Origin of the sequence: Brachybacterium sp. AOP24-D1-21 (genome assembly GCF_052378665.1) — a bacterium.
Lineage (GTDB): Bacteria > Actinomycetota > Actinomycetes > Actinomycetales > Dermabacteraceae > Brachybacterium.
The window spans coordinates 647864-659581 of sequence record NZ_JBQSXX010000002.1 but is presented as its reverse complement, the minus strand read 5'-3'; the positions used below and the strand labels follow the sequence as shown (position 1 = coordinate 659581).

The 11718-nt window shown below is 69.5% G+C and carries 13 protein-coding genes and 1 tRNA gene; 1 reads left to right on the top strand and 13 read right to left on the bottom strand.

Going from position 1 to position 11718, the window contains the following annotated elements:
- Positions 1-12: 12 nt before the first annotated feature.
- The 3 genes from ACT3UF_RS17680 to ACT3UF_RS17670 all read right to left on the bottom strand — a co-directional run bounded on the left by ACT3UF_RS17680 (position 13) and on the right by ACT3UF_RS17670 (position 3313).
- Positions 13-921 (bottom strand): carbohydrate ABC transporter permease, encoded by a 909-nt coding sequence (locus ACT3UF_RS17680; RefSeq protein ID WP_441444608.1) that lies wholly within the window; start codon positions 919-921, stop codon positions 13-15.
- Between the two features lie 12 nt (positions 922-933).
- Positions 934-1956 carry a carbohydrate ABC transporter permease gene (locus ACT3UF_RS17675; protein ID WP_441444609.1) on the bottom strand — a complete coding sequence of 341 codons (1023 nt, stop codon included), beginning with the start codon at positions 1954-1956 and terminating at the stop codon, positions 934-936.
- A gap of 85 nt (positions 1957-2041) precedes the next feature.
- Positions 2042-3313, bottom strand: coding sequence for an ABC transporter substrate-binding protein (locus ACT3UF_RS17670; RefSeq protein ID WP_444599431.1), 1272 nt, complete (start codon positions 3311-3313; stop codon positions 2042-2044).
- Between the two features lie 255 nt (positions 3314-3568).
- On the opposite strand from ACT3UF_RS17670, the gene ACT3UF_RS17665 reads away from it, so the two are divergent.
- Positions 3569-4585, top strand: coding sequence for an NAD(P)H-dependent flavin oxidoreductase (locus ACT3UF_RS17665; RefSeq protein WP_444599432.1), 1017 nt, complete (start codon positions 3569-3571; stop codon positions 4583-4585).
- A gap of 118 nt (positions 4586-4703) precedes the next feature.
- Here ACT3UF_RS17665 and ACT3UF_RS17660 read toward each other — a convergent pair.
- From ACT3UF_RS17660 to rpmA, 10 genes are all read right to left on the bottom strand, one after another.
- Positions 4704-4776: transfer RNA gene (locus ACT3UF_RS17660), tRNA-Ala, on the bottom strand.
- Between the two features lie 51 nt (positions 4777-4827).
- Positions 4828-5460 carry a histidine phosphatase family protein gene (locus tag ACT3UF_RS17655; RefSeq protein WP_441444612.1) on the bottom strand — a complete coding sequence of 211 codons (633 nt, stop codon included), beginning with the start codon at positions 5458-5460 and terminating at the stop codon, positions 4828-4830.
- A complete protein-coding gene (rsfS, locus tag ACT3UF_RS17650; protein ID WP_441444613.1) occupies positions 5457-5834 on the bottom strand; it encodes a ribosome silencing factor in 378 nt (125 codons plus the stop codon). The genes ACT3UF_RS17655 and rsfS overlap by 4 nt, the downstream gene beginning before the upstream one ends.
- Entirely contained in the window at positions 5831-6430 is a 600-nt protein-coding gene (locus ACT3UF_RS17645) for a hypothetical protein (protein ID WP_444592334.1), read from the bottom strand. Before ACT3UF_RS17645 ends, rsfS begins: the two co-directional genes overlap by 4 nt.
- Entirely contained in the window at positions 6427-7002 is a 576-nt protein-coding gene (gene nadD / locus ACT3UF_RS17640; protein ID WP_442332188.1) for a nicotinate-nucleotide adenylyltransferase, read from the bottom strand. The genes ACT3UF_RS17645 and nadD overlap by 4 nt, the downstream gene beginning before the upstream one ends.
- A gap of 34 nt (positions 7003-7036) precedes the next feature.
- Positions 7037-7219, bottom strand: a complete 183-nt coding sequence (locus ACT3UF_RS17635; RefSeq protein ID WP_441445483.1) for a hypothetical protein — start codon at positions 7217-7219, stop codon at positions 7037-7039.
- Positions 7220-7307: 88 nt separating this feature from the next.
- A complete protein-coding gene (locus tag ACT3UF_RS17630; protein WP_442332173.1) occupies positions 7308-8588 on the bottom strand; it encodes a glutamate-5-semialdehyde dehydrogenase in 1281 nt (426 codons plus the stop codon).
- A 77-nt stretch (positions 8589-8665) separates the two neighbouring features.
- Positions 8666-9811: a glutamate 5-kinase gene (gene proB / locus ACT3UF_RS17625; RefSeq protein ID WP_442332172.1), complete on the bottom strand. Its 1146-nt coding sequence runs from the start codon at positions 9809-9811 to the stop codon at positions 8666-8668.
- Positions 9808-11340: a GTPase ObgE gene (gene obgE / locus ACT3UF_RS17620; protein ID WP_441445486.1), complete on the bottom strand. Its 1533-nt coding sequence runs from the start codon at positions 11338-11340 to the stop codon at positions 9808-9810. The genes proB and obgE overlap by 4 nt, the downstream gene beginning before the upstream one ends.
- Positions 11341-11439: 99 nt before the next feature.
- On the bottom strand, positions 11440-11694 hold the full coding sequence (rpmA, locus tag ACT3UF_RS17615) for a 50S ribosomal protein L27 (protein ID WP_299303813.1): 255 nt from the start codon (positions 11692-11694) through the stop codon (positions 11440-11442).
- Positions 11695-11718: the final 24 nt, after the last annotated feature.

Sequence of the window (11718 nt, the reverse complement as noted above, 5' to 3'; positions counted from 1 at the left end):
TGGGCTCCCCTCTCAGCCCTTGACCGCGCCCTGCATGATGCCCTGGACCAGCTGTCGGCCAGCCAGGAGGAACAGCAGCAGCAGCGGGATCACGGAGATCACCACACCGGACATTATCAGGGAGTAGTCCTTGAAGTAGGAGGCCTGCAGCTGCTGCAGCGCCACCGGGAGGGTGAGGCTGTCGTCGCGCAGGATGATGAAGGGCCAGAAGAAGTTGGTCCACGAGCCCACGAAGGTGAACAGGAACAGCATCGCACCGGCGCCGCGGGCGGCGGGCAGTGCGACATGCCAGTAGGTGCGCATCAGGTTGCAGCCGTCCACGCGGGCTGCCTCGATGAGCTCGAAGGGCAGGGCGTCCTCGAGGTACTGGGTCATCCAGAACACGCCGAAGGCGGTGACCAGGGCCGGGATGATCACGGCCTTGAGGTCGCCCACCCAGCCGATCTTCGCCATGATGATGAACAGCGGGATCACGCCGAGCTGGACCGGCACAGCCATGGTGGCGATGACGAAGACCAGCAGGCCGCGTCGGCCCCGGAAGCGCAGCTTGGAGAACGCGAAGCCGGCCAGGGTCGCGAAGAACACCACCGACAGCGAGGTCACCGTCGCCACGAAGATCGAGTTGAGCATCGCCGACCAGAAGTTGATGTCGGAGGCGATCACCTTGCCCATGTTCGACAGCAGGTTCCCCTGGGGCAGCAGGGAGGGCAGCGGATTGCGGGCGATGGCGCCGGCGTCCGAGGAGGCCAGCAGCAGCGCGTAGTAGAGCGGGAAGAACGAGATCACCAGGACGATGCCGAGGAGGACGTAGTTCCACCAATGGGGGCGGGCGTCGGCCCCTCCTCCGCCCTTGAGGCGACGGCGCGCGGCCCGGGCCGCACCCTTGCCGGCGAACTGTTCGATGGCAGCGGTCGATTGCATGGTCATTGCTCCTTACCGCGAGCTCTTGGCGGGGCCGCCGGCATTCGCGATGCGGCGAGTGATGAGGAAGTTGAGGACACCGAAGACGAGGATGATGAGGAACAGCAGCCAGGCGACCGCCGAGGCACGTCCGAAAGCCAGCTGCGGCCCCCAGCCGAGTTCGTAGAGGTACATCGTCAACGTCATCCATTGGCGGGAGGCACCGCCCTGCCCGCCGGTGTCGAACATGCGGGGTTCGTCGAAGATCTGCAGGCCGCCGATCGTGGAGGTGATCACGACGAAGACGATGGTGGGGCGGAGCATCGGCACGGTCACGTACCAGAAGCGCTTCATCCGTCCGGTGCCGTCGATGATCGCGGCCTCGTAGATCTCGCGCGGGACCGCCTGCATGGCGGCCAGGAAGATCAGGGCGTTGTATCCGGTCCAGCGGAAATTGACCATGGTCGCGATCGCGACGTGGGAGGCGAGCGCGTCCGAGTGCCAGCCGACGGCGGGCAGGTTGATCGCGGTCAGTGCACCGTTCACGATCCCGGAGCCGTCGGCGAAGATCTTCGCGAAGATCAGGGAGACGGCGACGGGGGCGACCACGAACGGCACCAGCACACCCATGCGCCAGAAGGTCTTCGCGCGCAGGTTCGCATCGAGCACGTAGGCGATGAGGATCGCGGCGATGACCTGCGGCACCGAGGACAGGATGAAGATCGAGAAGGTGTTGCGCAGCGCCTTGTAGAAGCTGTCGGTGCCGAGCACGAACTGGAAGTTCGCCAGGCCCACGAACTCACCCTGGCCACGGATGAGGTCCCAGTCATGCAGGGACACCCATGCGGTGTACAGGATGGGGAACAGCCCTGTGATGATGAACAGCACGAAGAACGGGCTGATGAACAGGAACGGCGTGAATCGCACGTCCAGCCGCGTCAGGGCGGAGCGCCAGGCGGGCCGCGGGCGGCGAGAGGCAGGGCCTGCGCCCGAAGGCGGGGCGGCCGAGCCGGAGCTCGCCTCAGGCCGAGGGGTCGGGCGTGTCGATGTGGTCACCGGGTTCCTTTCGGCAGGACCGCAAGCGGCGGCGGCTCCCTCAGGAGCGAGCCGCCGCCGCCTGCGGTCAGCGGGATGGCCTGAGTCAGAGACCCAGCTCGTCGTAGGCGGTCAACGCCTGCTCCCAGGACTCCGCGGGGTCCATGCCGTCGACGTCCCACCGGGTGATCGCATCGGCGAGCACCGTGTTGATGACGAAGAAGTTCGGGCCCATGAACGGCTGCACGTCGATCGCGGTCGCACGCTCGGAGTAGATCTCACCGACGGGCGCGCTGTTGAAGAACTCGTTGACCGCGCTGGTCACGCCCTCGTCGGCGAGCGCGTCGACCTGGCTGGGGAAGGCACCGACGGCCTGGAAGGCCACCACCTGCTGCTCGGGTGCGGTGAGCCACATGGCGAGCTTCTTCGCCGCCTCGATGTTCTTGCCCTGGCCGGGGACGGCCAGGTAGGAGCCGCCCCAGTTGCCGCCACCGCCGGGGAAGACATCGGCGATGTCCCAGCCCTCGACGCCGTCGGCATTGCCGGCCAGCGGGCCCATCATCCACGGCGGGCAGAGCATGGTGGCGAAGCCGTCGGACTGGAACGCGGCGGTCCAGTCCTCCTCCCACTGCTTGAATCCGGCGGAGATGTCCTTGAACTCCACGAGGAGGTCGTAGATCGCCTTGACGTCGGCGTTGTCCTTGAGCGGGACCGGGGTGCCGTCGGCCGTCTCGTAGGGATGGGTCAGCTGCTGGACCATGCCGTTGAAGGTGCCGCCGGCACCGTCGAACCACGGGATGCCGGTGTCCTCGACGAACTGCCGACCGGCCTCGAAGTAGGTGCGCCAGTCGCCGGTGAGCTTCTCGGCGAGCTCGGCGCGGTCGCTGGGCAGCTCGCTCTTGTCGATGAGGTCGCCGCGGTAGGCGAGGGCCTCGGGGCCGATATCGGTGCCATAGCCGATGAGCTTGCCGTCGATCGTGGCCGCTTCGGTCTTCCAGTCCAGCCAGCGGCCCTCGACCCCCGGGTCGGCGAGGTCCTCGAAGATGTCCGAGTACTCGGCGAGCTCGGCCCACCAGCCGACCTCGACACCCTCGACGTCCGCCAGGCCCGAACCGGCGGCGAGTCCGGTCATGAGGTTCGCGCGGGCGTCATCGCTGGTCGCAGCTTTCTTATGCGTGATCTTGACGCCGGGGTTCTCTTCCTCGTACTTCGTGAAGAGCTCCTCGTAGCCGAACTCGTTGAACGTGGCGACGGTCAGAGTGACCTCGTCGCCCTCGCCACCCTCACCTCCGCCGGAGCTGCTCCCGCAACCCGCGATCGCGGCGGTGGCGGCGGTCGCGGCCGAGGCGGCCAGGGCTGACCTGCGCGTGATCTTCATGGTGAACTCCTTCGTTCGTTGCTGCGATGTCGTTCTGAGAGCGCTCTCTTGGCGGATCCCATTTCTGAGAGCGCTCTCAAAGGGGATGTTCGCCACAGTACACGAGAGCGGAGGATCCAAAGGTCTCAATACGGTATCGCCCTGTTGCCCCCACCTCTCCCGCCCTGCCGCGCCCGACCCTCTCGTCCTGCCGCGCCTGCGTCGCTCGCCCTGCCAGCCTCCCCACAGCGCTCGCACGTCTGGAAGGATCGGGCCATGACGCTCCTGGACTCCCGCCTCCCCCTGGTCGCCGCGCCGATGGCGGGCGGACTCTCCACCCTCGCGCTCGCTCGGGCCGTCTCCTCGGCGGGCGCGTTCCCGTTCCTGGCCGCCGGGAACCTGACCCCGCAGGCGCTCGCAGCGGATATCACCGCCGTGCGGGGGCTCGGCATCGCCTTCGGCGTGAACCTCTTCGTGCTGCCGCCGCGGGAGATCGACGAGGAGTCCTTCGCCGCCTACGTCGAGGAGCTCGGCGCGGACGCCGCCCGCGCAGGGGTGGAGCTGGATCCCGTGCCACGGCGCGACGACGACTTCTTCCACGAGAAGCTCGCCCTGCTATTCGACGACCCGGTGCCGGTGGTCTCCTTCACCTTCGGCCTGCCCGCCGCGGAGCAGATCGCCGCCCTGCAGGCGGTGGGAACGACCGTGCTCGCGAGCGTCACCGATCCCGAGGAGGCGCGGGCCGCAGCGCAGCTCGGCGTCGACGGCCTGGTGGTGCAGGGGCCGAGCGCCGGTGGGCACAGCGCCACCCACGATCCCTCCCGCACCCTCGCGCCACTCCGCACAGAGGACCTGGTGCGGCTGGTGCGCGACGCCGTGGACCTGCCGCTGCTGGGCGCGGGCGGGGTGGATGGCCCCGCCGCCGTACGACGGATCCTCAGCGCAGGCGCCGAGGGCGTGGTCAGCGGCACGATGCTGCTGCGTACGGAGGAAGCGGGCACCTCTGCCACGCATCGGGCGGCGCTCGCGGAGCGTTCCTTCCGCGAGACGGTGCTGACCCGCGCCTTCACCGGGCGGCCCGCCCGCTCGCTGCGCAACGACTTCGTGGACCGTCATCACGCCACCGCGCCGACCGGCTATCCGCAGGTTCACCACCTCACGCGCGAGCTGCGCCGCGCCGCGGGGGCGGCTGGCGATATGCAGAGCCTCCACCTGTGGGCCGGGACCGGGTGGCGCAGCGCGCCCGAGGGATCCGCGGCGGAGGTCATCACCTGGCTCGCGGAGGGGGTCTGACGGCCAGGCCGCCACCCCCACCCGGGCAGTTCCGAGCCGCGCCGTGCCCGGGACAGCAGAAGGGCCCCACCTCACGGTGGAGCCCTTCTGACGAGTCACTGTCTCACGGTTTCTCGAGTGGAGCTAAGGGGATTCGAACCCCTGACCTCTTCCATGCCATGGAAGCGCGCTACCAACTGCGCCATAGCCCCGTATCGGGTGCCGCCCGCAGGCGACTCGTCGATATTACCCCGCTCCGCAGCTCATATGAAATCGGGAGGCAGGTTGTGTGACACCAACCTCATCAGCCCGTTCGCCGGCTCCCCGACAACTGGTTCGAGCACGGAACGGTGACAGTTCTCGAGCCCCGAGAGGCCCCGGAAACCATTCGTGTCCAGGCCCAGCAGCGCTGTGATGCCCAAGGTGATCGCCGCGCCGTGGGCGACCACCATCACGGTGCCGCCGACGTGCTGCGCGACCAGCTCGCGGCAGGCAGCGGCCACCCGCTCCCCCACCACGGGACGGTCCTCGACCTCGAGCCCGAGGACCGGGCGGTGGGCACGCCAGTCGGCGTGCTCATCAGGCCATCGCCGCCTGATCTCCTCCCCGCGCAGCCCTTCCCAGAGTCCGAAGCCGCGCTCGAGGAAGGCCTCGTCGGTGGCGACGTCGAGACCGCTGTCGCGGGAGATGATGCGAGCGGTCTCCAGCGCACGTTCGAGCGGCGAGGCGACGATGACGTCCGGCGGATTCTTCGCCACCGATTCCGCGAGCGACTCCGCCTGGCGCAGGCCGGTCGGGTTCAAGGGGATGTCGACCTGGCCCTGCAGACGGCCCTCACGGTTGTAGTCGGTCTGTCCGTGGCGCACCAGGATCAGACGAGCACGGGGCTGCCTCACTCCGGGCGGCCCTCGACGATCTGCAGATCCAGGACGGGCGCGTCGCGCCACAGTCGTTCGAGCGCGTAGAAGGCGCGGTCCTCGGCGTGCTGGACGTGCACCACGATGTCTCCGTAGTCCAGCAGCACCCAGCGGGCATCACGCTCCCCCTCGCGGCGCAGCGGCTTGCGGCGGCGCTCCTTCAGCAGCGCCTCCTCGATACCGTTGACGATGGCGGAGACCTGCCGCTCGGAGTCCCCGCTGCACACGAGGAAGACGTCGGTGATCACCACCAGCTCGGAGACATCGAGGCCGATGACCTCCTCGGCGAGCTTGTCGGCGGCGGCCTGGCCGGCCACCCGGGCGAGGTCGAGAGATTCTTCAGGGGCGCTCACGCGGACATGTCCTCCGGGACGGAATGGGTGACGAACAGATGATCGAGCAGGGCGGTCTCCGAGGCGGAGGCCGCGCCGGGGCCGATGACCCCGGTCAGCATCAGGGCGAGCAGCACGATGAAGGCGACGGCGATGAGGGCCCACACCAGCCACACCAGCGCACGCCCTCCGGAGCGCTCCGGACGATGGAGCACCTTGCCGTCGAAGCGGGGCGCGGGGCGCGGCTCCGGCGCCTCGGCGACGGAGAGCTCGCCGAGCTCCACCCCGTCGTGGTCATGGGTGAGCGTGCTCACCGGGTGGTCTTCGACGGCCGCAGGCACAGCAGGATCTGCGTCCGGGCTCTCGGTCGTCTCCCCCTCGGCGAGAGCCGGCGCAGGGGCCTCGCTGAGCTCGATGATGCGGGCACGCCGGCCGAACTTGCGCAGAGCGGGCACAGCCGCCCCAGCGGTCGGCGGTGCGACGGCGCCACGCACTCCGGGTGCCGCCTGCTGCTGTGCGGGTTCCATCGCGGCACGGGCCTCCAGGGCGGCGCTCTCCTCGGGGCTCAGCTCCCGGGCGCGGCGTCCGCGCCGCGGAGTGGTCTCCGGCTCGGTCATCGACCGTCACCTCCTGTGTAGAGGGCGTACTTGTTGATGTATTGGACGACGCCGTCGGGCACCAGGTACCAGACAGGTGCTCCGGCCGCGACCCGGGTGCGGCAGTCGGTGGAGCTGATCGCCATCGCGGGGACCTCGATCAGGGTGACGCCGTCCTCCGGCAGCCCGGAGGTGTCGAGCTCGTGGCCGGGCCTGGTGACTCCGACGAAGTGGGCGAGGTCGAAGATCTCCTCGGTGTCCTTCCAGGTCAGGATGTTCTGGAGGGCATCTGCACCGGTGATGAAGAAGAGATCGGCCTCAGGCTGCTCACGATGCAGATCCCTCAGGGTGTCGATCGTGTAGGTCGCTCCCGGCCGATCGATGTCGACCCGAGAGACGGTGAACACCGGGTTCGCCGCGGTCGCCACCACCGTCATCAGGTAGCGGTCCTCGGGATCCGAGATCTCTCGATCCGCCTTCTGCCAGGGCCGACCGGTCGGCACGAAGATCACCTCGTCGAGCGCGAAGACGCTCTGGACCTCGCTGGCGGCGACGAGGTGGCCGTGATGGATGGGATCGAAGGTCCCGCCCATCACGCCGATCCGGCGTCGCTGCAGCTCCACCGGGTCAGTCGTCAGAGCCGGTGGTGTTCTTCTTGTCCAGGCTGCGGTGATGCGCGCCGCCGACGAGCCAGGTGAGGCCCAGCAGCGACATCAGGATGATGAACATCCCGATACCGACCGCGGGGGCGGGGAGCCCCTCGCTGGCAAGGGTGCCGGACTCGGCAAGGATCATGAGCTGATCAGTCATGTTCTTGATGACCTTTCCACGGGTGACCGAGCCATCATCCCACAGCAAAGTGCGCGCTCATGCTCCGGCGCGCATGATGGGAGTGGGGTCACGGCCGCACCTGCCCCTGGCCCACCACCAGCCATTTGCTCGCGGTGATCTCCCGCAACCCCATCGGCCCGCGGGCGTGGAGCTTCTGAGTCGAGATGCCGATCTCTGCACCGAAGCCGAACTCGCTGCCGTCGGAGAAGCGGGTGGAGGCGTTCGCCATCACCACCGCGGAGTCGACCTCGTTCAGGAACCGCTGCTGGCTGCGGGCGTCGCGGGTGAGGATCGATTCCGTATGGCCGGTGGAGTGCTCCCGGATGTGGGCGAGCGCCTGGTCGAGATCCTCGACCACCTTCACCGCGAGCTCGAGCGCCAGGTACTCGGTGTCCCAGTCCTCCGCGACGGCCGGGATCACCTCGGCCTCGGTGCCGGCCGCGGCGAGGATCTCGGAGGCTCTCTCATCGGCGTGCAGGCGCACGCCGGCCGCGGCCAGAGGTGCCGCAAGGCGTGGCAGCGCCTGCTCGGCGATGTCCTGGTGGACCAGCAGCGTCTCGAGCGCATTGCACACCCCGATCCGCTGCAGCTTGGCATTGGCCACGATGTCGACCGCCTGGGCGAGGTCGGCGCTCGCGTCGACCAGCACATGGGTCTTCCCGGTGCCCGTCTCGATCACCGGGACCAGGGAGTTCTCCACCACTCTGCGGATCAGACCGGCGCCGCCGCGCGGGATCAGCACGTCCACCAGCCCGCGGGCGCGCATGAGCACGTCCACGCCCTCGCGGCCGTGCTCGTCGATCCCGGTGACCAGAGCCTCGGGGAGATCATGATCGACCAGCACCGAGCGCAGCACCGCGATCAGGGCGGTGTTGGAGTGGAGGGCGGCCGAGCCGCCGCGCAGCACCACCGCGCTGCCGGCCTTGAGCGCCAGGCCTGCGGCATCGACGGTGACATTCGGCCGTGCCTCATAGACCATGCCGATCACGCCCATCGGCACCCGCACCTCACGCAGCTCGAGGCCGTTCTCGAGGACTGAGCCGCGCACCACCTCGCCGATCGGATCAGGCAGAGCCGCCGCGTCCCGCAGCTGCTCGGCGATCGCCGCGACCCGCTCGGGGTCCAGGGCGAGCCGGTCCCGGAGCCCGGGGGCGATGCCGGAGGCGTCGGCCGCTGCGAGATCCCGCGCGTTCGCGTCCACAACCTCTGCGGCCCGCTCCACCAGCGCGTCGGCCATGGCCAGCAGCACCCGGTCCTTGGTGCCGCGGTGCAAACGCGCCAGCGCCGGCTGTGCGTCCTTCGCGGCGCGGGCTGCGGCGAGGACTGCGGTGGTCACAGGAGATTCCATGCCTGGAGTCTACGAGCGCCGCACCCCTTCGGTCAGGTGCCGTCCGACCAGCAGACGCCGTCTCCAACCCCCATCGTTCAGAGCATCACCAGCTGGTCACGGTGGATGGCGGGGCGGCGGAACCTCTCCCCCAGCTGCTCACGGGCCTCGTCGGTGCCACGGCCGGCCATCACCCGCAGCTCGTCGCTGCTGAAGGAGGCGATCCCGCGGGCGATCACCGCACCGTCCGGGGCGATCACGTCGACCGGGACTCCGGCCGGGAAGGTGCCCTCGACGCGCGAGATGCCGACGGCCAGCAGCGAGCGGCGGCGGCTGCGCACGGCTTCTGCCGCGCCCTCGTCCAGGTGCAGGGTGCCCGCACCTCGGGTCGCGAAGCGCAGCCAGACCAGACGGGAGCGGCGACGGCCATGGTGGGCGGGGAAGAAGGTGCCCACGTCCTGCCCCTCGATCGCGGCGGAGAACTGCTCGGCGGAGGTCATCAGGGCTGCGGTTCCGGTGGTCGCGGCGAGCTGCGCCGCTGAGAGCTTCGTGACCATCCCTCCCGTGCCCACCTTCGAGCCCACCGGACCGATGTTCACCCCGGCCAGCCGTGCCACGTCGTCCACCTGGGCGATGCGCTCGGCGCCGGGCTCTCGCGGCGGCGCGGTGTACAGGGCGTCTACGTCGGTGAGCAGGATCAGTGCGTCGGCGCCCAGCAGCTGTGCGACCAGCGCCGCGAGGCGATCGTTGTCGCCGAAGCGGATCTCGTGGGTGGCGGTGGTGTCGTTCTCGTTGACGATCGGCACCGCCCCCAGGTCCAGCAGCGACTCGAGGGCGCTGCGCACATTGCGGTAGGTCTGGGGGCGGATCACATCGGACTCGGTGAGCAGCACCTGACCGGTGATCAGATGGTGCGCGGCGAAGGCGCTCGACCAGGCGCTCGCCAGCAGTGCCTGGCCCACGCTCGCGGCCGCCTGCTGGAGCTCGACCGCGGCGGGCCGCTCGGGCATTCCGAGCGGTCCCAGCGCGGCGGCGATCGCACCGGAGGAGACGATCACCAGCTCGGCGCCCCGGCCGGCCAGGGCCGCGGCGGTGTCGGCGATCTGTCGGATCCGGAGCTGGTCGAGGCGTCCACGCTCATCGGTCAGGCTCGAGGAACCGATCTTGACCACGATCCGACGGGCCGTCGCGAGCGTCTCCCGAGAGGTGAGCCGCTCCGGTTGGCGCAGCTCGGCGGTGCTCACCGGGCCTCGTCCTGCGAGGCGGGGTCGGCCCAGTGACCGGCCCGTCGCTCCTCCTCCATCGCGGAGATCCGCTGCATCCTCGCCTCGGTGCGGGCGCGCTGCAGCTCCCGCTTCGTCTCGCGGGTGGGACGGGAATGATCCTCGAACCGGTCATCGGTGCCGCGGCGGCCCAGCATCTCGGCGCCGCCGACCATCGTCGGCTCCCAGTCGAAGACGACCGCGTCCTCCCCGGGACCGATCAGCACCGTCGAGCCCGCGACCGCGCCCGCGGCGTACAGCTGATCCTCGACGCCGAGCTTCGCCAGGCGGTCGGCGAGGTAGCCGACGGCCTCGTCGTTGGTGAAGTCGGTCTGACGCACCCAGCGCTCGGGCTTGTCCCCCTTGACGCGGAAGGCGGTGTGCCCGTCGTACTGCTCGGTGACCACCTCGAAGCCCTTCTCGTCGACTGCCTTGGGGGTCAGCACGATCGGGGCGGCCTCCGGCTCGGGGAGCTGTGCTCGCGCCTGCTCGACCAGCTCGCCGAGCACGAAGGACAGCTCGCGCAGGCCCTTGCGGGAGACGGCCGAGATATCCAGGATCGGGATCTCGCGCTCGGCGAGCTGCGCGCGGACCATGTCGGCCATATCCGCCCCATCGGGCAGATCCGTCTTGTTCAGCACCACCACGGTGGGCCGCTCCATGAGCGGCACCCGGCTGCCGGCCTCCTCGTCGAGGCTTGCTGCGTAGGTGGCCAGCTCGTTCTCGATGGTCGCGAGGTCCCCGACGGGGTCGCGATCCGATTCGAGGGCAGCGGCATCCAGCACGTGCACGATGACGTGGCAGCGCTCGATATGGCGCAGGAAGTCCAGGCCCAGGCCCTTGCCCTGGCTGGCTCCGGGGATGAGGCCCGGGACGTCGGCGATCGTGTAGCGGTGCTCCCCTGCCTCGACCACGCCGAGGTTCGGCACCAGGGTGGTGAAGGGGTAGTCGGCGATCTTGGGGCGGGCGGCGCTCATCGCGGCGATCAGGGAGGACTTGCCGGCGCTGGGAAAGCCCACCAGCGCGACGTCGGCGACCGTCTTCAGCTCGAGCACCAGGGAGCGCTCCTGGCCGGGCTCGCCGAGCAGGGCGAAGCCCGGGGCCTTGCGCTGGGCGGTGGCCAGTGCCGCATTGCCCAGTCCCCCGCTGCCGCCGCGGGCGGCGACGAAGCGGGTGCCGATGCCGATCATGTCGATCAGGACCGTGCCGTCCTCGGCCGTGACCACGGTGCCGTCGGGGACCGCGAGGATGAGGTCCTCGCCGCCGGCGCCGTGCCGCAGATCGCCCTTGCCGAAACCGCCGCTGGTCGCCTTCTGATGCGGCTTGTGGTGGTACTCCAGCAGCGTGGTGGTCGAGCCGTCGACCTCGAGGATCACATCGCCGCCGCGACCGCCGTTGGCACCATCGGGACCGGCCAGGGGCTTGAACTTCTCGCGACGGATCGAGGCGGCGCCGTTTCCGCCCGATCCCCCGGCGACCTGAAGCTGGACGCGGTCGACGAATGTGGCCATGGGTTCACTCCGATGATGGTGAGAAAAAGCATCGAGGGGCGGAGCGTTCGGCTCCGCCCCTCGAAGGACGCTATGTGCCCCGGGATCCGGGGCGAGCGATCAGACCGTCTCGACGATGCTGACCACGCGACGGTCGCGCTTGCGACCGAATTCGACAGTGCCCGCGGTGAGCGCGAACAGGGTGTCGTCGTTGCCGCGACCCACACCGTCACCGGGGTGGATCTTGGTGCCACGCTGGCGCACGATGATCTCGCCTGCGCCGACGTTCTGGCCGCCGAAGCGCTTGACGCCGAGGCGCTGGGAGTTGGAATCGCGCCCGTTCTTGGAGGAGCTGACGCCCTTCTTAGATGCCATCTGGGATCAATCCTTGTCTGTTCG

Excerpts from the sequence above, each read along its gene's own strand:
- ACT3UF_RS17680 (WP_441444608.1), bottom strand. The coding sequence starts at position 921 with ATGCAATCGACCGCTGCCATCGAACAGTTCGCCGGCAAGGGTGCGGCC.
- ACT3UF_RS17670 (WP_444599431.1), bottom strand. The coding sequence starts at position 3,313 with ATGAAGATCACGCGCAGGTCAGCCCTGGCCGCCTCGGCCGCGACCGCC.
- ACT3UF_RS17665 (WP_444599432.1), top strand. The coding sequence starts at position 3,569 with ATGACGCTCCTGGACTCCCGCCTCCCCCTGGTCGCCGCGCCGATGGCG.
- ACT3UF_RS17645 (WP_444592334.1), bottom strand. The coding sequence starts at position 6,430 with ATGACCGAGCCGGAGACCACTCCGCGGCGCGGACGCCGCGCCCGGGAG.
- nadD (WP_442332188.1), bottom strand. The coding sequence starts at position 7,002 with ATGGGCGGGACCTTCGATCCCATCCATCACGGCCACCTCGTCGCCGCC.
- ACT3UF_RS17635 (WP_441445483.1), bottom strand. The coding sequence starts at position 7,219 with ATGACTGATCAGCTCATGATCCTTGCCGAGTCCGGCACCCTTGCCAGC.
- ACT3UF_RS17630 (WP_442332173.1), bottom strand. The coding sequence starts at position 8,588 with ATGGAATCTCCTGTGACCACCGCAGTCCTCGCCGCAGCCCGCGCCGCG.
- obgE (WP_441445486.1), bottom strand. The coding sequence starts at position 11,340 with ATGGCCACATTCGTCGACCGCGTCCAGCTTCAGGTCGCCGGGGGATCG.
- rpmA (WP_299303813.1), bottom strand. The coding sequence starts at position 11,694 with ATGGCATCTAAGAAGGGCGTCAGCTCCTCCAAGAACGGGCGCGATTCC.